The organism is Nocardia mangyaensis, from assembly GCF_001886715.1.
GTDB classification, from domain to species: domain Bacteria; phylum Actinomycetota; class Actinomycetes; order Mycobacteriales; family Mycobacteriaceae; genus Nocardia; species Nocardia mangyaensis.
The window spans coordinates 1,946,226-1,964,415 of sequence record NZ_CP018082.1 but is presented as its reverse complement, the minus strand read 5'-3'; the positions used below and the strand labels follow the sequence as shown (position 1 = coordinate 1,964,415).

General features: G+C 70.4%; 19 protein-coding genes. 12 read left to right on the top strand and 7 right to left on the bottom strand.

What is annotated here, in order from left to right:
* Positions 1-27 precede the first annotated feature (27 nt).
* A complete protein-coding gene (locus BOX37_RS33845; protein ID WP_156910341.1) occupies positions 28-195 on the bottom strand; it encodes a hypothetical protein in 168 nt (55 codons plus the stop codon).
* A gap of 86 nt (positions 196-281) precedes the next feature.
* Between BOX37_RS33845 and BOX37_RS08890 the strand changes: the two genes are divergently transcribed.
* The 6 genes from BOX37_RS08890 (at position 282) to BOX37_RS08865 (ending at position 5,996) form a co-directional block, all read left to right on the top strand.
* Positions 282-1,253, top strand: a complete 972-nt coding sequence (locus BOX37_RS08890; protein ID WP_071931299.1) for a helix-turn-helix domain-containing protein — start codon at positions 282-284, stop codon at positions 1,251-1,253.
* 176 nt (positions 1,254-1,429) lie between these two features.
* Entirely contained in the window at positions 1,430-2,347 is a 918-nt protein-coding gene (locus tag BOX37_RS08885) for an alpha/beta hydrolase (RefSeq protein WP_240505277.1), read from the top strand.
* A 199-nt stretch (positions 2,348-2,546) separates the two neighbouring features.
* The gene (locus tag BOX37_RS35195) at positions 2,547-3,068 is read left to right on the top strand and encodes a bifunctional adenosylcobinamide kinase/adenosylcobinamide-phosphate guanylyltransferase (RefSeq protein ID WP_071927236.1); all 522 of its coding nucleotides are present in this window, start codon (positions 2,547-2,549) and stop codon (positions 3,066-3,068) included.
* Positions 3,069-3,107: 39 nt separating this feature from the next.
* Entirely contained in the window at positions 3,108-4,223 is a 1,116-nt protein-coding gene (gene cobT, locus BOX37_RS35190) for a nicotinate-nucleotide--dimethylbenzimidazole phosphoribosyltransferase (protein ID WP_071927235.1), read from the top strand.
* Between the two features lie 175 nt (positions 4,224-4,398).
* A complete protein-coding gene (locus BOX37_RS08870) occupies positions 4,399-5,148 on the top strand; it encodes an adenosylcobinamide-GDP ribazoletransferase (RefSeq protein ID WP_071927234.1) in 750 nt (249 codons plus the stop codon).
* Positions 5,149-5,282: 134 nt separating this feature from the next.
* A complete protein-coding gene (locus tag BOX37_RS08865) occupies positions 5,283-5,996 on the top strand; it encodes an MBL fold metallo-hydrolase (RefSeq protein WP_071931298.1) in 714 nt (237 codons plus the stop codon).
* A gap of 55 nt (positions 5,997-6,051) precedes the next feature.
* Here the strand turns inward: BOX37_RS08865 and BOX37_RS08860 are convergent, their stop codons facing one another.
* Together BOX37_RS08860 and gcvT are read right to left on the bottom strand one after the other, a co-directional pair.
* Positions 6,052-7,149 (bottom strand): branched-chain amino acid aminotransferase, encoded by a 1,098-nt coding sequence (locus tag BOX37_RS08860; RefSeq protein WP_071927233.1) that lies wholly within the window; start codon positions 7,147-7,149, stop codon positions 6,052-6,054.
* Positions 7,150-7,203: 54 nt separating this feature from the next.
* Positions 7,204-8,304 (bottom strand): glycine cleavage system aminomethyltransferase GcvT, encoded by a 1,101-nt coding sequence (gene gcvT / locus BOX37_RS08855; protein WP_071927232.1) that lies wholly within the window; start codon positions 8,302-8,304, stop codon positions 7,204-7,206.
* Between the two features lie 43 nt (positions 8,305-8,347).
* On the opposite strand from gcvT, the gene BOX37_RS08850 reads away from it, so the two are divergent.
* From BOX37_RS08850 to BOX37_RS08835, 4 genes are all read left to right on the top strand, one after another.
* Positions 8,348-8,572, top strand: coding sequence for a hypothetical protein (locus tag BOX37_RS08850; protein WP_156910340.1), 225 nt, complete (start codon positions 8,348-8,350; stop codon positions 8,570-8,572).
* Complete coding sequence (locus tag BOX37_RS08845; RefSeq protein WP_240505275.1) at positions 8,569-10,119, top strand: bifunctional phosphatase PAP2/diacylglycerol kinase family protein; 1,551 nt, start codon at positions 8,569-8,571, stop codon at positions 10,117-10,119. Before BOX37_RS08850 ends, BOX37_RS08845 begins: the two co-directional genes overlap by 4 nt.
* Positions 10,120-10,217: 98 nt before the next feature.
* Positions 10,218-10,847 carry a nucleotidyltransferase domain-containing protein gene (locus tag BOX37_RS08840; RefSeq protein ID WP_071927230.1) on the top strand — a complete coding sequence of 210 codons (630 nt, stop codon included), beginning with the start codon at positions 10,218-10,220 and terminating at the stop codon, positions 10,845-10,847.
* 144 nt (positions 10,848-10,991) lie between these two features.
* Positions 10,992-11,240 (top strand): excalibur calcium-binding domain-containing protein, encoded by a 249-nt coding sequence (locus BOX37_RS08835; RefSeq protein WP_071927229.1) that lies wholly within the window; start codon positions 10,992-10,994, stop codon positions 11,238-11,240.
* Between the two features lie 54 nt (positions 11,241-11,294).
* Here the strand turns inward: BOX37_RS08835 and BOX37_RS35185 are convergent, their stop codons facing one another.
* On the bottom strand, positions 11,295-12,488 hold the full coding sequence (locus tag BOX37_RS35185; RefSeq protein ID WP_071927228.1) for a hypothetical protein: 1,194 nt from the start codon (positions 12,486-12,488) through the stop codon (positions 11,295-11,297).
* A gap of 178 nt (positions 12,489-12,666) precedes the next feature.
* Positions 12,667-13,182 (bottom strand): peptide-methionine (S)-S-oxide reductase MsrA, encoded by a 516-nt coding sequence (msrA, locus tag BOX37_RS08825; RefSeq protein WP_071927227.1) that lies wholly within the window; start codon positions 13,180-13,182, stop codon positions 12,667-12,669.
* A 202-nt stretch (positions 13,183-13,384) separates the two neighbouring features.
* Here msrA and BOX37_RS08820 point away from each other — a divergent pair, with 202 nt between their 5' ends.
* The gene (locus BOX37_RS08820) at positions 13,385-13,810 is read left to right on the top strand and encodes a carboxypeptidase-like regulatory domain-containing protein (protein ID WP_167659915.1); all 426 of its coding nucleotides are present in this window, start codon (positions 13,385-13,387) and stop codon (positions 13,808-13,810) included.
* Positions 13,811-13,888: 78 nt separating this feature from the next.
* A complete protein-coding gene (locus tag BOX37_RS08815; protein ID WP_071927225.1) occupies positions 13,889-15,844 on the top strand; it encodes a GMC family oxidoreductase N-terminal domain-containing protein in 1,956 nt (651 codons plus the stop codon).
* Here the strand turns inward: BOX37_RS08815 and BOX37_RS08810 are convergent.
* Both BOX37_RS08810 and BOX37_RS08805 read right to left on the bottom strand, forming a co-directional pair.
* A complete protein-coding gene (locus BOX37_RS08810; protein WP_071927224.1) occupies positions 15,841-16,224 on the bottom strand; it encodes a DUF742 domain-containing protein in 384 nt (127 codons plus the stop codon). The genes BOX37_RS08815 and BOX37_RS08810 overlap by 4 nt on opposite strands.
* The gene (locus BOX37_RS08805) at positions 16,221-18,167 is read right to left on the bottom strand and encodes a sensor histidine kinase (protein WP_071927223.1); all 1,947 of its coding nucleotides are present in this window, start codon (positions 18,165-18,167) and stop codon (positions 16,221-16,223) included. The genes BOX37_RS08810 and BOX37_RS08805 overlap by 4 nt, the downstream gene beginning before the upstream one ends.
* Between the last annotated feature and the right edge of the window lie 23 nt (positions 18,168-18,190).

Genomic DNA, 18,190 nt, shown 5'->3' with positions numbered 1-18,190 from the left:
CTGCCGGAGGGGACGGCATTCGTGCGTTCAGTCGCGACCGGGGCCGATGTTGTTCGCGTATCCGGCGATCGCGGCGAGTTCGGCGCCGACCCGCTGGGCGTCGCGGTCGACGACCCCGGTGGAGCCCGCGGGGCCGCGGCCGAGAAGCACGGCGAGTCCGACGATGACGGCGAAGGCGATCAGAGAAGTAAGCATGGCAGAAAGTTTGCGCTCGTCTGATTTCAGCCGAAAGTGGCTGTTCTGTCATTGTGCGTAAAGATTCAGCCAGATAGCATGGGGTGGTGCTGTCGAAGGTGGCCGTCGTCCTCAACGAGAAGCTCGCCATGTTCGAATTCGGCGTCGTCTGCGAGGTTTTCGGGCTCGACCGGACCGCCGACGGCCTGCCCGGCTTCGACTTCCGGGTCTGCGGCGCCGCACCCGGCACACCGCTGCGCTCGACCACTCCGGGTGTCACCGTCACGCCCGAATACGGCCTCGACGAGCTGGTGCGGGCCGACCTGGTCGCCATTCCGGCTTCCCCGATCGTGGTCGACGACCAGTACGACCAGCGCGTCGTCGCGGCCGTGCGCGCGGCGTCCGAGGCGGGCGCGACCGTGCTCACCGTCTGTTCCGGCGCCTTCCTCGCCGGCGCCGCCGGGCTGCTCGACGGTCGCAGGTGCACGACGCACTGGCGCTACGTCGACACGCTGGCCGCCCGTTTTCCCAGCGCCACCGTCGACCCCGACGTGCTGTTCGTCGACGAGGGCAACCTGATCACCAGCGCGGGCACCGCCGCGGGCATCGACGCCTGCCTGCACCTGGTCCGCCGCGAGATCGGCTCGGCCGCGGCCAACGGCATCGCCCGCCGCATGGTCGTGCCGCCCCAGCGCGACGGCGGCCAGCGCCAGTTCATCGAGCAGCCCGTGCCCGACTGCCAGACCGACAGCCTGTCGAGCACGCTGATCTGGCTCACCGAGAACCTGGCCCGCCCGCACACCGTCGACGAGCTCGCCGCCCGCGCCAGCATGTCCACCCGCACGTTCGCGCGCCGTTTCGCCGCCGAGACCGGCACCACGCCGGTCAAGTGGCTCACCACCCAGCGTGTGCTGTTCGCCAAGCAGCTGCTCGAGGCCACCGACTTGCCGCTCGAACGCATCGCCGATCAGTCCGGTTTCGGATCCGGCGCGCTGCTGCGTCACCATTTCCAGCGCCAGGTCGGCATCGCGCCCACCGAATACCGCCGCCGTTTCGGCACGCCCGCCGAGGCGCGCTGAGGTCGACATCAACCTGTCAAGAAGGCACCGAACCCGCTGTGAGCAAACACAATCGGCGACCCCGGCCGATCATTTCCGGCCGGAATCGGCTTGACGTGGTCATCCGCCGCTGATCAGCTGACCGAGTGTCGCGCGCTGAGTCGGGTAGGTTTCGTCGGCTGAGAAGAGTACTGACGGTGGTCACCGCCGCCGTGTTCGTCTCCTCGATCGGGCTGCCCGTCGCCACCGCGGCGCCTGTCTCCCGCACTCCCGCCGGCGGTTTCGAGGAGCTGTTCGTCCCGTCGAGCATGGGGCCGATCAAGGTGCAGGTGCGGTGGGCCGCGCGCGGCGGCAGCTCGGCGCTCTATCTGCTCGACGGCCTTCGCGCACCCGCCGGGCACAGCCAGTGGACCACCGACACCGACGCCCTGCACCAATTCGCCGGTGACGACGTGACGCTGGTGTTCCCGGTCGGCGGCCGCTCGAGCTTCTACACCGACTGGTATCGGCCGAGCAGCACCAACAACCAGACCACGACCTACAAGTGGGAAACCTTCCTCACCCGCGAACTGCCCGAATTCCTCGCGGGCCGCGGCATCTCCCGCACCAACAACGCGATCGTGGGCGCGTCGATGGGCGGCAACGCGGCGCTGATCCTGGCCGCCCACCATCGCGACCAGTTCCGCTTCGCCGGATCGTTCTCCGGCTTCGTCAATCCGACCTATCCGTGGTGGAACGAGGCGATGCGGGCCGCCATGCTCGGCGAGGGCGGTTTCCATGTCGACGACATGTGGGGCCCGGTAGGCGATCCCGCGTGGAGCCGCAACGACGCCACCATCCAGGCCGAGCGGCTGCGCGGTCTGCCGATGTACGTGACGTCGGGCAATGGCCTCCCGGGTCCGCTCGACCCGCCGTACGGCCTCGGCGACACCGTCCACGCGATGAGCCTCGAGGCGATGACCGCGGTCGCGGCGGGTATCTTCCGCGATCGGGTGACCGAGCTCGACATCTCCGCGCGCGTGGACATCCTCAACGGGAACCACACCTGGCCGTACTGGGCGCAGTCGCTCACGACGGCGCGCCCGATGATCCTCGACGCCCTCGGCGCGCGCTGATCCTGCCCCGCACGCAGGCACACGGTCCCGACCACGCTGGCACACGGTCCCGACCGCACAGGTGCCCCGGCTGCGCGCGGGTGCACAAGCTGCGCGCAGGGCACAGGCTGCGCGGGCAGGAGCGCGGTCAACGCACAGGTACGCGGTGTGCTGGATCATCGGCGTGTGGCCGACGAGTGCCGCTTGCTACCGTGCTCGAATGGCCACCCGCACTCTCGTCCTCGGCGGCGCGCGCTCCGGCAAGTCCGCCTTCGCGGAGAACCTGCTGGCCGACGCGGGTACGGTCCGCTATCTGGCGACCGCCGTTCTCGACCCGGCCGACCACGACTTCGCCGACCGGATCGCCGGGCATCGCGACCGTCGCCCCGCGCACTGGTCGACCGTCGAGAACATCGAGCCCGCAACCGTTCTCGCCGATCCGGCGCCGGCCACCCTGCTCGACGACATCGGCACCTGGCTCACCGCCCGGCTCGATGCCCGCGCCGCCTGGGAGGCTCCGCGCGGCACCGTCGCCCCTGATTGCGACGCGCTCGTCGCCGCGGTCGAGACCTATGGGGAGCGGCTGGTGATCGTCTCGCCCGAGGTCGGGATGGGTGTCATCCCCGCGACGCGCTCGGGCCGAGTGTTCCGCGACGAGATCGGCACGCTCAACCAGCGTCTGGCGCGGGCGTGCGACGACGCGTTCCTCATCGTGGCCGGGTTGCCGGTCCGACTGAAATGAGGCGGGTCGGTCGGCGCGGCGGGTCCCGATCCGGGCAAGATGAGCGTCGAACACCCCGGCACCACACCGAAAGGCTTGCCAGTGACTCACGGATTCGCCCCGGTCTCTGCCCCCGACGCGCAGGTGCGCGCGGCGGCTGAACAGCGCCAGCAACAGCTGACCAAACCGGCCGGGTCGCTGGGGCGCCTCGAAGAGCTGGGCAACTGGATCGCCGCCTGCCAGGGCGTCTGCCCGCCCGCGGAGTTCGAGCGGGCCCGGGTGGTGATCTTCGCCGGTGATCACGGTGTCGCCGAGCACGGCGTCTCGGCGTATCCGAGCGAGGTCACCGCGCAGATGGTGGCCAATTTCCTGGCCGGCGGCGCGGCGGTGAACGCGCTGGCCACGGTGGCCGGCGCGACCGTGCGGGTCGTCGACATCGCCGTCGACGGGGACACCGAGCTCTCGATCGCCGGGCACAAGGTGCGCCGGGGCAGCGGGTCGATCGACCGCGAGGACGCGCTGACCGAGGACGAGGTCGCCGCGGCGCTGGCGGCGGGCCGCGCGATCGCCGACGAGGAGATCGACGGGGGCGCCGACCTGCTCGTGGCCGGTGACATGGGCATCGGCAACACCACCCCCGCCACCGTCCTGATCGCCACCCTCACCGGCACCGAACCGGTCGCCGCCGTGGGCCGGGGCACCGGGGTCGACGACGCGGGCTGGATCCGCAAGGTCGCCGCCATCCGCGATGGCATGCGCCGCGCCCGCCCGGTGGCCACCGACCCCGTCGACCTGCTCCGCGTCGCCGCGGGCGCCGACTTCGCCGCCATGACCGGCTTCCTGGCCCAGGCCGCGACGCGGCGCACCCCCGTCCTGCTCGACGGTGTCGTCGTCACCGCCGCCGCCCTGGTCGCCGAGGACCTCGCCGCGGGCGCCAAAGCCTGGTGGCTACCCGCGCACCGCTCCACCGAACCCGCCCACGACCTGGCCCTGAAGCACCTGCGCCTGGAACCGCTCCTCGACCTCGACATGCGCCTCGGCGAAGGCTCCGGCGCCCTGACCGCCCTGCCGATCCTGCGCGCCGCCGTCGCCACCCTCGCCGAGATGTCGACCTTCGCCGACGCCGGCGTGAGCACGGCCGAAGCGGACTCGGCCACCATCGACCTGGTCAAGTGACCCCCTCGGCGGAGATTCCCCGAGCGCGACTCGACGTGGCGGGCGCCGCCGGGCACCCACCTGGACCGTTGATCACCAGGCTGTGGTGGCGTTCGATCCTCGGCCGATACTCACCTGAAAGCCTGGTGATCAACGGTCCAACATCAACGGCAGGCACGTCCGCTGGGAGTCGGTCGTGAACGGCGTTCGGCTGGCGGTCTCCTGGCTCACCGTCGTGCCGGTGGCCGGACCGGCGACAGTCGACCGACAGATCGCCGGTCGGGCAATCACTGGTGCTCCGCTGATCGGCGTCGCGCTCGGTGGCATCGCGGCCGGGGCGATGTGGCTGTTCGACCAGGCGGGGCTGACCACGCTGCTGACAGGGCTGCTCACCGTCGGGCTGCTCGCCCTGCTCACGCGGGGTATGCACCTCGACGGGCTGGCCGACACCGTCGACGGACTCGGTGGCTACGGCCCGCCCGCGCGGGCGCGCGAGATCATGAAGTCCGGTGGCGCGGGACCTTTCGGCGTGGCCGCTCTCGTCTTCGCTGTCGCCATCCAAGCCGTGGCCTTCGCGACGCTGGCCGAGCAGCAACGCTGGTTCGCCCTCGTCCTCGCCGTCGCCGCGGGCCGGGTCGCCGTGGTCCTGGCATGCCGCCCAGGCGTCACCGCCGCGCCCGACGCGGGGTTCGGCGCGCTGGTCGCGGGCACCCAGTCGCGCGCCGCGGTCGCGATCTGGCCGACCATCGCGATCGCCGGCTCCGTGGCGGTCGTTCCCAGCGCACGCTGGCTCGGCCCGATCGTCGTGGTCGCCGCCCTCGCACTGGCCCTGCTGATCACCCGCCATTGCGTGCGCCGCTTCGAGGGGCTGTCCGGCGATGTGCTCGGCGCGCTCGTCGAGATCACGGTCGCGCTGGCCGCCGTGGGGTTCACCCTGCGGGGATAGCGCGGAACCGCGGTGTCGGCAAACTCCAACTGGTCACAAGTCCAAGACATGGCCGCTTGTGTGCTCGCACAGATCGTTCGGTCAGCGGTATGCGGATGCCACCCCAGCACACCGGTGGCAATACAGTGGTCGACATGTCTTCGGAGCGCCTCTACTTCCGCCAGCTGCTGTCCGGCCGGGATTACGCCGTCGGCGATCCGATCGCCACGCAGATGCGCAACTTCGCGTATCTGATCGGCGACCGGGAGACCGGCGAGACCGTCCTGGTCGACCCCGCCTACGCCGCGGCGGACCTGGTCGACGTCGCCGAGTCCGACGGGATGCGCGTCACCGGCGTGCTCGCCACCCACCACCACCCCGACCACGTCGGCGGCACCATGCTCGGTTTCACCCTCGGTGGCGTGCGCGAACTGCTGGAGAAGACCAGCGTCCCCGTGCACGTGAACCAGCAGGAACTGGACTGGGTCGCGCAGACCACCGGCATCGCCCCCAGCGAACTGACCGGCCACGACCACGGCGACAAGGTGCGGGTCGGCGCCTTCGACATCGAACTCCTGCACACCCCCGGCCACACCCCCGGCAGCCAGTGCTTCCTGTTCGACGGCCGCCTCATCTCCGGCGACACCCTCTTCGTCGACGGCTGCGGCCGCACCGATTTCCCCGGTGGCGACTCCGACGAGATGTTCCGCAGCCTCCGCTACCTCTCGGCCCTCGACGGCAACCCGGTCGTCTACCCCGGCCACTGGTACTCCGAGGAGCCCAGCGCCGCACTGGCTTCCGTTCGCGACAACAACTACGTGCTGCGCCCCCAGTCCCTGCAGCAATGGCAGGCCCTGATGCCGGGCTGACAGCGAAGGAGCGGGCCCCGATTCGGGACCCGCTCCTTGCCTGCTGTGGGGGCTCTTACAGGTTCTTCATCCAACCGTGGGTGTCGGCGAAGGTGCCGCGCTGGATGCCGGTGAGCGTGTCGCGCAGGGCCATGGTGACCTCACCCGGCTCCCCGCCACCGATGCTGAACTCACCCTCGGTCGAGCGCACCCAGCCCACCGGCGTGATCACCGCGGCCGTTCCGCACGCGAAAACCTCACTGATCTCGCCGGATTCGGCGCCCTTGCGCCATTCCTCGACCGAGACCTTGCGCTCCTCGACCGGGTAACCGGAGTCGGCGGCCAGGGTGAGCAGCGAATCGCGGGTGATGCCGGGCAGCAGCGAACCGGACAGCTCCGGGGTCACCAGCCGGGCCTCCGAGCCGGTGCCGTAGACGAAGAACAGGTTGTTGGTGCCCATCTCCTCGACATAGCGGCGCTCGCAGGCGTCCAGCCACACGACCTGGTCACAGCCCTTCTCGGTGGCCTGCGCCTGCGCCAGCAGCGACGCGGCGTAGTTACCGGCCACCTTCGCCTCGCCTGTCCCGCCGGGCGCCGCCCGCACGTACTCGGTGGACAGCCACACCCGCACCGGCTTCACACCACGCGGGAAGTACGCGCCCGCGGGCGAGGCCAGCAGCAGGTACTTGTAGGACGCGGCGGGCTTCACGCCGAGGCCGGCCTCGGTGGAGAACATGAACGGGCGCAGGTACAGCGAGTCCTCGCCGCCGGCGGCGGGCACCCAGTCGGCGTCCACGTCGAGCAGCTGGCGCACCGACTCGATGAACAGCTCCTCGGGTAGCTCCGCCATCGCCATCCGCGCCGCCGAGCGGCGGAACCGCGCGGCATTGGCGTCGATGCGGAAGGTGGCGATGCTGCCGTCGGACTGGCGGTAGGCCTTGAGCCCCTCGAAGATCGCCTGACCGTAGTGGAACACCATGGTCGCCGGGTCCATCGACAGCGGAGCGTACGGCTCGACGCGCGCATTGCCCCACTGCCCGTCGGCGTAGTCGATCGAGACCATGTGATCGGTGAAGAACCGCCCGAACCCGGGGGCCGCCAGTACCTCTGCCCGCTGCTGCGCCGGGACGGGCGCGGGATGCGGAATACGAGTGAACTGTGCAGCAACTGTCATGATGCGATCCTATCCGGGCCGATTTCTGGCTGTCTCGCCCCCACTGCTGGGGAATTACTTGGTGTTGGTCTCCACGAACGGCGGCTTGACGACCGCGCAGCGCAGCTTGCGCCCACGCACGTCGACCTCCACTTCGTCGCCCGGTTCCAGCTTGGCGTCGGTGTCGAGCAGCGCGAGCGCGATGCCGACCTTGAGCGACGGGGAGAACGTCCCCGAGGTGGTCTCGCCGACCGGTTCGCCCTCGCGCAGCACGGTCTGACCCTGCCGCAGCACGCCGCGATCGAGCGCCTTCAACCCCAGCAGCGTCCGGCGCGGGCCGTCGGCCTTCTCCTGCTCGAGCGCCGCCTTGCCCCAGAACTCCGGCTTCTTCCAGCCGACGGCCCAGCCGGTGCGGGCTTGGTTCGGGGTGATGTCGACGGAGAGTTCGTGGCCGTGCAGCGGGTAGCCCATCTCGGTGCGCAGGGTGTCGCGCGCGCCCAGACCGGCGGGCTCACCTCCGGCGGCGCGCACCCGCTCGACCAGCGCACGGAACACCGCCTCGGCGTCGTCCCAGGTCGGCAGGAGCTCGTAGCCGTGCTCGCCGGTGTAGCCGGTCCGGCACACCCGCACCGGGCGTCCCTGCCACTGCGCGTCGGTGTAGGCCATGTACTCCATCTCGGTGGGCAGGCCGAGCGCGGCGAGCACCTCGGTCGACTTCGGGCCCTGCACGGCGAAGACCGCGTACTCGCGATGCTCGTCGGTGACCGTGATCGCCTCGGGCGCCGCCGTCCGCAGTTCGGCCACCACAGCCGCGGTGTTGGCCGCGTTCGGGACGAGGAACACCTCGTCGTCGCCGACGTAGTAGGCGATCAGATCGTCGATCACCCCGCCCTCGGGGGTACAGCACAGCGTGTACTGCGCCTTGCCCGGCCGGATCCGCCCCAGATCGTTGGTCAACGCCGAGTTCACGAAGGCCGCGGCGCCCGCGCCGCGCACGGTCGCCTTGCCGAGGTGGCTCACGTCGAACAGGCCCACCGTGGTCCTGGTCGCGGTGTGCTCGCCCACCGTGCCCGCGTAGGAGACCGGCATCGCCCAGCCCCCGAACGGCGCGAAGGTCGCGCCGAGCTCGACGTGAACGTCATGGATCGGACCCTGCAGCAGGTTGGTGTCGGTCATCGGCCGAGTTTATCGCCGACAGCGCGACCACCGGGTCCGAGGTGTGTCGACCGCTCCGCTGCTCATCGCCGCCCCGGCCGCCAACGCCGATACCGGCTCATCGTCGATCAACCTCGGCCGCATCCTCCAGGCGCTGTCCGCCGAGTCGCCCACCGCCGACTGCGATCCCCCGCAGATCCCCGCCACCACACCGCAATTCGATCTCGGACGCGGTGGTTGCCGACTCGGGAACCACCGACCGCCCGCGCCGGTAGTGTCGGTGCGGTGAGTGAGTCGCGCGGCCACAGATTCCGCCATGTCGCCCGGATGGACGAGTCCGTGAGCCGGGTCGTGTCCCGAATTCCGGAGTCCTCGGCCGATGGCGCGATTCTGCGGCTCACCCGCTCGGCGAACACCGGCCGCCTGTGGCTGGCCGTCGCAGCGGCGCTCGCGGTCCGGCCGGGTCCGCCACGCCGGGCCGCACTGCGCGGTGTGATCGCCCTGGGCGGCACCAGTTTCGCGGTGAACCTGGTGCTCAAGACGCTGATCCCGCGCCGTCGCCCACCGGCGGAACTGATGCCGCTGGGCCGCCGCCTGGTCGACACCCCCATCTCGTCGTCGTTCCCGTCCGGCCACAGCGCCAACGCGGCGGCCTTCGCCACAGCCGTCGCCTTGGAGAGCCCGCGCGCCGCCCTGGCCGTGGCGCCGGTGGCCGCGGCCGTCGCCTACTCGCGCGTCCACACCGGTGCGCACTGGCCCTCCGACGTCCTGGTCGGTGCCGCCGTCGGCACCGGGGTCGCGCTGACCACCCGGCGCTGGTGGCCGATCCGCGAGTCCGACGAGGCCGACGCGCACGCCGTCCACGACGCCCCTGTCCTGGCCGAAGGCAAGGGACTGCTGCTACTGATCAATCCGCGCTCCGGCGACGCCGCCTACGACCCCACCGCCGATATCGCCGAGGCCATGCCCGCGGCGACTCTGCTGCAGACCGCATCGGGTCGCGACGCCATCGACCAGCTGCAGGAGGCCATCGACCCGTCGATCGTCGCAGTCGGCGCGGCCGGTGGTGACGGCACCATCGCCGCGGCCGCCGCCGTCGCGATCAGCAACAAGCTGCCCCTCGTCGTCGTCCCCACGGGCACGCTCAACCACTTCGCCCGCGACCTCGGCGTCTACGACCTGCGCGAGGTCGTGGACGCGACCGGCACGGGCGAGGCCGTCGAAGTCGATATCGCCACGGTCGAATTCGACACCCCCGACGGTCCGCGCACCCACCACCTGATCAACACCGCCAGCATCGGCGCCTACCCCGAACTGGTCCGCCTGCGCGAGAAATGGGAGGACCGCTGGGGCAAATGGCCCGCCTTCGCCGCCGCGCTGGTGGTGACCCTGCGCCGCGCCGAACCGATCAGAGCCCGGATCGACGACCGCTGGCACGACCTGTGGTTCCTGTTCGTCGGCAACGGCCCCTACCACCCGCACGGCGCGGTGCCCGCCTTCCGGTCCCGCCTGGACGAGGGCCTGCTCGATGTCCGCTGGCTGCGCGCCGACGTCCGATTCTCCCGCACCCGCGCCGTACTCGCCCTGATGGTCGCCGCGATCGGGCACAGCCGGGTCTACGGCGAGCGCCAGATGCGCGAACTCACCGTGGCCCTCGACGCCCCCGCGCCCGTCGCCGCCGACGGTGAAGTGGTCGGCACCTCGCACACCCTGCGCTTCGCCATCGCGGGCCGTGTCGCCGCCTACCGCCGCGACGAGGACAACCCCCGCTGGGAGAACCGCGCCCGCCCGCACCACCGCCGCCCCCTCGCCTGGCTCACCGACCGCCGCCGCTGAGGGGTGCGGGCGGGTTTGCTCACGAACCCGCATCACCTCGATCACCATCGCCCACAACAGGCTTGCGCCCGCACCCATGCCTGTGTCCATGATGGGTCATGAACCTCCCGGCCGGTGGTCGTCCGATCACGGCGACCGAAGCTGCCCGCCGCTGGGATCCCTGGACCCCCAGCGTGGTGGCCGCTTGTCTCGGATCCTGTTCCGCGCCTTGGGCGATCGCGGGCGGATGGGCCCTCGACCTGTTCGCGGGCGCGATCTCGCGCGCGCACGAGGACATCGAAATCGCCGTCCCCCGAACGGACTTCCCGCAGATCGCGGCCGCCTTCCCCGAATACCGGTGGGATGTCGTCGGTGGCGGGCGCCTGTGGCCCTACGAGCGAGCCGCCGCCGACCCCGAGCTACACCAGACCTGGCTGCGCGACCCGTTCACCGGCACCTATCACCTCGATGTCTTCCGCGAACCCCATGACGGTGACACCTGGATCTGCCGCCGCGACCCCTCCATCACCCTGCCCTACTCCCAGCTCATCCTGACCAGCTCCGCCCGCATCCCCTACCTGATCCCCGAGGTGGTCCTGCTGTTCAAGGCCAAGGCCCACCGCCCCAAGGACGACACCGACTTCCACCGCGTCCTCCCCCTGCTCCCACCCACCAGGCTCGCCCGCCTGAACACCTGGCTGGCCAAGGTCCACCCCGGCCATCCCTGGCTCACCCGCATCGCCGCCTGACCACGACGCCGATTCCCCATCGCGCCCGTCGAATTCGGGTCCCACGATGTCGCCGAGGCTACCGACAGGTACCGGCACAGAGGTTTCCAGCAAACCACTCCGCCGTGAAACACTGTGCGCCGCTGTACAACTGATCGGAGCTCCATGAAATATGCTGTGACTCTCGGGTCCGCCGCCGTCGCCGCCTTCGCCTTCGCGATCGCGACCCCGGCCGTCGCCACCGCGCAACCGTCGAAGTGCCACTCCTCCTACATCCCCTGCCTACCCATCGTCAGCGATGTCGACTGTGCAGGCGGCAGTGGCAACGGGCCGGTCTACACCGGGCGCGTGCAGGTCGTCGGGCCCGACGACTACGGTCTCGACCGGGACGGGGACGGCATCGGCTGCGAGTAGACAGACGCGAGGGGCGCGCGATGTGGTCATCGCACGCCCCTCGTGGGTGTTTCGTCAGCGGTTGTCGTCGGGCCTCGGGTCGTTGGGCTTGCCCAGATCCGGACCGGAATCGGGCTCGCCGGAAGGACCGCCGGGCTCCCCCGAACCGGGTCCGCCGTAGCCGGGGTACCCCTGGTCGCCGTACCCGGGACCACCGGCAGGTGTCCCACCGTAACCGGGGCCTCCGGCCCCCGGACCGCTCGCGGGCGGACCACCGTAGCCCGGTCCGCCGTAGCCCGGCTCACCGGCCGGCCCACCGTAGCCCTGGCCACCGGCGGGCCCGCCGTAGCCCGGCCCACCAGCAGGACCGCCATAACCCGGCCCACCAGCAGGACCGCCATAACCCGGCCCACCAGCAGGACCGCCATAACCCGGCCCACCAGCAGGACCGCCGTAGCCCGGATCACCAGCAGGACCGCCGTACCCGGGTCCGCCGTAGCCCGGACCACCCGGCTGTCCACCGAACCCACCGGCCGGACCGCCGTACTGCGGATACCCCGGCTCCGGCACGGCTGCCCCACCGACCACCGGTCCGCCGACGACCACGCGGTAGGCGTAGGTCGAGGCGATGATGGTCAGCGGAATCGACACGAGCAGGCCGAGGCCACACAGCAGCGCGCCGACGACATTGATACCGAACAGCGCCAGCGCCAGCAGCAACAGCGGACCCGCGTTGCTGGAGATCGCCGAGAAACTGGATTTGATCGCCGAGACCGGGTCCTGATCCTGGTCGATCACGAATTGCATCGTCCACCAGGTGAAGAATGCGATGACCAGGCCGGGCAGGATGCACAGCAGCAGGCCGACGCCGGTCGCCACGCCGACGAGCAGACCGGCCAGGATCACCGCGCCCACCCGGGAGAACTGGAAGAACGCACCGAACCCGGGCTTGTGCCCGTCGATTTCGTGCAGCGCGCCGCGGATGAAGGCCGCCGAAATCAGATAGCCGACGACGGTACTCACGATGGTGCCGATGAATCCCCACACACTGAATCCGAAGCTGACGCCGTCGCTGTAATCGGTATCACCGGTATTGCCGACGCTGAAGAGGAGATTGAGCGCCAGCTGAATCAGAAACGCGATCAGGACGATGGCGATCCACACCACCGCGTTGTTCTTGAATTTGTCCCAGGCGTAACCGAGGGCGTCACCGACGCCGAGTTTCGGTCCCGCCGGGGGATAGCCGGGTTGCTGCTGTCCATACGTCATCCGAATCGCACCCCTCATCGTCCGCGGCGGCCGAGCCGCCGATATATGAGTCATTCCGATCCGACGTCACGGTCACGCCGACACTGCCGATCATGGCACATCGCCATCGCCGTGGCGGCTCATCACATGCGACGGGCGGCCACCCCACCTGGGATGACCGCCCGGACGACCGAGGGACCTACGCCTGCGCGTCCGCCCGCCGCGGCAGTTTCCAGCCGGGGCGCGGGAAATGGCAGGTGTAGCCGTCGGGATAGCGCACCAGATAGTCCTGATGTTCGGGCTCTGCCGCCCAGAACGGTCCCGCCGGGGTCACCTCGGTGACCACCCGGCCCGGCCACAGGCCGGAGGCGTCGACGTCGGCGATGGTGTCGAGCGCGGTGCGGCGCTGGTCCTCGTCGAGGTAGAAGATCGCCGATCGATAGCTCGAACCGATGTCGTTGCCCTGTCGATCCTTGGTGGTCGGATCGTGGATCTGGAAAAGGAACTCGAGCAGCGCCCGATAATCGGTGGCCGCGGGGTCGTAGACGATCTCGACCGCCTCGGCATGCCCGGGGTGATTGCGGTAGGTGGGGTGATCATTACTCCCCCCGGTGTAACCCACCCGGGTCGAGAGCACACCGGGCTGACGCCGGATCAGATCCTGCATCCCCCAGAAGCATCCACCGGCCAGAATCGCCTTTCGGGTTTCGGTCACGCGTCCTCCTTCACGAGAGCTCGGTGGTCGCACAGATCGGCCACAACCGTGTTTGTACAACGCCCAATCCGGCGCCGGAATTCCCGTCAGTAAGGTTGCCGCCCGAGCGATACCTCAGCAACGTCCACGCGCACCAGGATCACCGAGGAAGCAGGAGGAAGTCGGCGCGATGCCACGGCTTGTCGTTTCACAGTGTTTGGCGTTGGGATTGGCCACCACAGCGCTGGTCGGGGCGGCGGTGGGGAGCGCGGCCGCGCACCCGGGCACCGGCGACACGGTCCGGCAATCGTCGAGCTGCGAACTATCGCACGCGCGACAACACGAACTACAGGTTCGCGACGACAGCCCGGCGGCGGTCGGTCAGCTCGACGCCGTCCTCATCGAAGCGGGCACCAGGAAGCCCATTTCCGGGGGGAAGGTCGTGCTGACCGGCGTCGACATCTGCGGTGACAGCATCCACCGGCACCTGTCCACCGGGGCCGACGGCCAGGTCAGCTTCCGTGGATTGCAGCCCGGCCGATACCGGCTCACCGCCCAGCCCACCGGGTCGATGCCGCGGGCCACCGCCACCACCGATGTCGAGCTGGCGACACCGAGCCGCAAAACCATCCAGTTCACGATGGGCTGATCCGAAAGCCTGTGACGCCCAGCGCCGTCGCGTGACCCGTGATACAAATCACCCAGAGTTGGAAGGGGTGGTTTCCACATGGAGCCCACGGCGGAACAGCGCGCTGCGCTGGGCATGATCTGCGATACGTTCCTGCCGGGTGACGGGCTCGGATTGCCACCGGCGACCGAGGTGGGCACGGTGGAGACGATCTTCCGGATCCTGGGCCGCAATCCCCGCGAAGCGGAGCAGAAGCAGCTGGCGATGCTGCTGGGGCTGTGGGATTCGCGCGGCTTCGGCCTGGCCACCGGCAGCGGGTTCCGCCGGTTCTCCACGCTGTCGCCCGACCAGCGCGAGGCGGCCCTGCTGCGGCTCGGCGATTCCGGCCTCGCGCCGGTCAGGGCGGTGTTCCAGGCGCTCAAACAAGCTTCCCTGCTGGCCTACAACGTGAGCCCCGGCCCGACCGGCACGCATCCGCTGTGGAAGGAGATCGGCTATCCGGGTCCGGTGGGTCGCCTCGAGTCGGCGCCCCAGCCGCCGCTGTCGCCGCAGCGGTTCACCGAGCCGGCCACGCTGGACTGCGATGTCGTCGTGGTCGGCTCGGGCGCCGGTGGTGGCGCCGCGGCGGCAGTGCTGGCCGAGGCCGGGCTCGACGTGGTGGTACTCGAGCGCGGCGGCTACTACGACGACCGGGACTTCGGCGACGGCGAACTCGACGCGCTGACCAGCCTGTACTCGCCGGGACCTGCTGCGTCGGCGGAGGGCCAGATCACCCTCGTCGCGGGCACCTGCCTGGGCGGCGGCACCGTCGTCAACTGGAGTACCTCGCTGCCGACACCGGACCGGGTTCGCGGCGAATGGGCCGATTCCGGCGTGCCCCAGTTCGCCACCGACGAGTTCGGTGACGCCCTCGCGGTGGTGAGCGAACGGATCGGCGTCACCGACCGCAAGTCACCGCTGTCGGCCCGCGACGGGATCCTCGAACGCGGCGCCCGCGCACTGGGCTGGGACGTCGACACCCTGCCGCGCAATGTCGACAACTCCTGCGATGCCGGAATCGAGTGCGGGCGCTGCGGTTACGGTTGCCGCCTCGGTGCCAAGCAGTCGGTCACCAAGACCTGGCTGGCGGATGCGGCCGGGCGCGGGGCCCGCCTCGTGGTCGACGCCGACGTGCGCGAGATCGTGGTGAGGGCGGGCCGGGCCGAATCGGTCTCGGCGGTGACCGCCGCGGGCGTGCCGATCACCGTGCGCGCGAAGACGGTCGTCGTCGCCGCGGGCGCGATCCAGACTCCCGCGTTGCTGCGACGCTCGGGACTGCGGAACAAGAACATCGGCCGCCACCTGCGGCTGCATCCGGCCGCGGCCGTTTTCGGTGTCTTCGAGGACGAGATCCGGCCGTGGGAGGGCGCGCTGCAGGCCCGGATCAGCCGGCACCACGCCGATCTGGACGGCAACGGCTACGGCGTCATCTACGAGACCGGGCCGGTCCACCCCGGCCTGGCCACCGGCTTCATGAGCTGGCGCGGCGCCGCGCAGCATCGGGCCACCATGCTCGACTTCGCCCGCACCAGCTCGATCGGGATCATCACTCGTGATCGCGATCCGGGCACGGTCTCGGTCGACGGCAGCGGCGAACCGGTGGTGAAGTACCGGCTCTCCGACTACGACGCCGCCCACCTGCACACCGGGATCGTCGGTGCCGCCTCGATCCTGGAAGCGGCTGGTGCGCAGCGCATCTACTCCGGGCACCAGGCCGGAATCTCCTTCGAGCCGGGGACGCGTGGCTCGCTCGCCGAGTTCGACGCCGCGACGAAGAAGGCGGGGTACGGGCCGGGCCGGTGCGCGCTCGGCGCGCTGCACATCATGGGCTCGGCGCGGATGGGCGGTACCCCGGCGCTGTCGGCGACCGATCCCGACGGCGCGACCTGGGAGGTGCCCAACATCGTGGTGGCCGACGGGTCGAGTTTCCCGACCGCGCCGGGGGTCAATCCGATGCTGACCATCGAGGCGATCGGCTACATGACCGCCAAGCGCCTGGCCGCGCGGCTGCGCTAGATCTGCACCCGGCGGATGCCGGCCAGCACCGCGCGCAACACGTGCAGGTCGGTGGACGGCTCGCTCGCCGTGGGCTCCGGTGCGCGGGCCGCCAATCGACCGTCGTCGATCAGGTCGCCGACGAGCACCTTGGTCAGGGTGAGCGGCAGGTGCAGGTGGGCCGACACCTCGGCCACCGACAGCGGGGCGCGGCACATTTCGACGATCGCGTCGTATTCGGGTCCTGGGCGGCGGGGAGCAGCCTCGGCGTGGGCGTCGATGAGCAGTGTCGTGAGATCGAGCTCGCGCCGCGGCGCGCGGCCGCGACCACGGGTCACCGCGTAGAGGCGCACCAGTGGGCCCGCGTCCTCCTCGTACCAGTGCTCGGGCTCGTCGGTCATGGCTGCGGCGAGACGGCGGGGAACTGACCGGAGATCTCCGATTCCGGATCGGTGGCCCGAGCCAGCGCCGAGGGGATCAGTACCACCGCCCGCACGCCGCCGTAGACCGATTCCCCCAGCCGCACCGAGATTCCGTGCCGGCCTGCCAGGGTGGCCACGACGAACAGGCCGAGACGGGAGCTGCCCGACAGGGTCGCCACGCTGAACGCGGGCGGGTCGGCCAGCATCGCATTGCGTTCGGCCAGGTCGTCTTCGCGCATGCCGAGGCCCTGATCGATGATCTCCACCGCCACGCCGCGCCCGACCACGACACCGGAGACCACCACATGCGATTCCGGTGGTGAGAAGGCGGTCGCGTTGTCCATCAGCTCGGCGAGCAGGTGGATCACGTCGGCGACGGCGTGGCTGGCGATGCGCACCTCCGGCATCCGCTTGGCCTCGATCCTGGTGTAGTCCAGGCTTTCCGCGATCGCGCCGCGCACCAGTTCCAGCAGCGCCACCGGGTTGCGCCAGCGCCTGCCCGGCTGTTCGCCCCCGAGGATGACGAGATTCTCGGCATTGCGGCGGGTCCGGGTCGCGAGATGGTCGAGCTGGAACAGCAATTCGAGCTGATCGGCATTGCCTTCGTCGCGTTCGGCACGGTCGAGCAGGGCCAGCTGACGATGCACGACCACCTGGCTGCGGTGCGCGATGTTGAGGAACACGGTGTTGATGCCCGCCCTGGTCTGCGCCTCGGCCACCGCGGCCGATACCGCGGCGACGTGGGCCCGGTTGAACGCCGCCGCCACCTGCCCGAGTTCGTCGGAGCCGAAGTCCAGGCGCGACGCTTCGGCACTCGCGTCGACATTCTCGCCCGCCGCCACCCGGCTCATGAGCTCCGGGAGTCGTTCGTCGGCCAGTTCCAGGGTGTCGTGGCGCAGGCGGCGCATCCGGGCGATGAACCGGTTCGCCATGACCAGCGCCACCAGGAACGCGACCACCGCGATCAGCGCGACGACGGCGCCACCCAGCAGGGCGGTCCGGGTGTCGCGGTCGCCCTGCTGGCGGGCGATGACGTGAGCGTCGCCGCTCTGGTCCTCCCACAGTTTCTGCAGTCCGAGGTTGACCTGACGCGAGGCGTCCTGCCACTGCGCCAGGGTCATCGGCAGGTCGGTCTCCGCGTTGGTGCCCGAGATCGGACCGCGCAGCAGCACCGCGTCCTGCATCGCGATCACCTGCTGCCACTGCGGGCTCGCGACGAGGTCGTCCAGCTGCGCGCGTCGCACACCTTTCAGCACCGCAGCGGAATACTCTGCCTCGCCACGGAATTCGCCGACCCGGCGACCGAAGTCGACCAGGTGGGCCGCGGTGAACTCGCCGGTGGTCAGGGCCACCGAACCCAGGGTGTCGGCTTGCGACAGCGCTTCGGCGGCCCGCAATTGTTCGACGGCATAACCCAATTCGATGCCGATTCCCGCCGTGGGCGCCACTCGTGCGGCGACCATGGACGCGGCGATGATGGTGCCGATCACCTGGGTGAAGAAGGTGAACACCTGATCGGCCGGAATGCCGAGCGCGTCGACACCGCCACGCACGGTGGGCACCATGGTGAACAGCTGGTTGTACCCCTCGATGTCCTCGGCCGAGCCGTCCGGGTTGAGCTCGCGCGCGGCCTCCCCCTTGGCGATCACCGCGGCCAGCGCCTCGTCGGAACGCTGTCTGGCCGTACCCAGCGCCGGGCCCGCCGACGCGTCACCAGCCAGACGCAGCAGCGACAGCCTGCGCTCCTCCTGGAAGGCCGAGACCATGAGGATGGCGGGCGCGGTGGTGCTGCTGGCCAGCTCCGCCCACTCGGTCGACTCCCGGGCCGAATTCACCAGGTGGACCGCGGCACCGCCGCCGGTCAGCAACAGCATGACGCTGGAGATGAGCACGATGGACAGCAGTCGGGTCCGCACGCTCACGCGGCCACGAACGCCGGTACGCC

Bases quoted from the DNA above. Each gene is read 5' to 3' on its own strand.
- BOX37_RS08810 (WP_071927224.1), bottom strand. From the start codon at position 16,224: ATGACCGACGAGCCCGAGCACTGGTACGAGGAGGACGCGGGCCCACTG.
- gcvT (WP_071927232.1), bottom strand. From the start codon at position 8,304: ATGACCGACACCAACCTGCTGCAGGGTCCGATCCATGACGTTCACGTC.
- BOX37_RS08860 (WP_071927233.1), bottom strand. From the start codon at position 7,149: ATGACAGTTGCTGCACAGTTCACTCGTATTCCGCATCCCGCGCCCGTC.
- BOX37_RS35185 (WP_071927228.1), bottom strand. From the start codon at position 12,488: ATGACGTATGGACAGCAGCAACCCGGCTATCCCCCGGCGGGACCGAAA.
- BOX37_RS08835 (WP_071927229.1), top strand. From the start codon at position 10,992: ATGAAATATGCTGTGACTCTCGGGTCCGCCGCCGTCGCCGCCTTCGCC.
- BOX37_RS35195 (WP_071927236.1), top strand. From the start codon at position 2,547: ATGGCCACCCGCACTCTCGTCCTCGGCGGCGCGCGCTCCGGCAAGTCC.
- BOX37_RS08865 (WP_071931298.1), top strand. From the start codon at position 5,283: ATGTCTTCGGAGCGCCTCTACTTCCGCCAGCTGCTGTCCGGCCGGGAT.
- BOX37_RS33845 (WP_156910341.1), bottom strand. From the start codon at position 195: ATGCTTACTTCTCTGATCGCCTTCGCCGTCATCGTCGGACTCGCCGTG.
- cobT (WP_071927235.1), top strand. From the start codon at position 3,108: ATGAGCGTCGAACACCCCGGCACCACACCGAAAGGCTTGCCAGTGACT.
- BOX37_RS08840 (WP_071927230.1), top strand. From the start codon at position 10,218: ATGAACCTCCCGGCCGGTGGTCGTCCGATCACGGCGACCGAAGCTGCC.
- BOX37_RS08815 (WP_071927225.1), top strand. From the start codon at position 13,889: ATGGAGCCCACGGCGGAACAGCGCGCTGCGCTGGGCATGATCTGCGAT.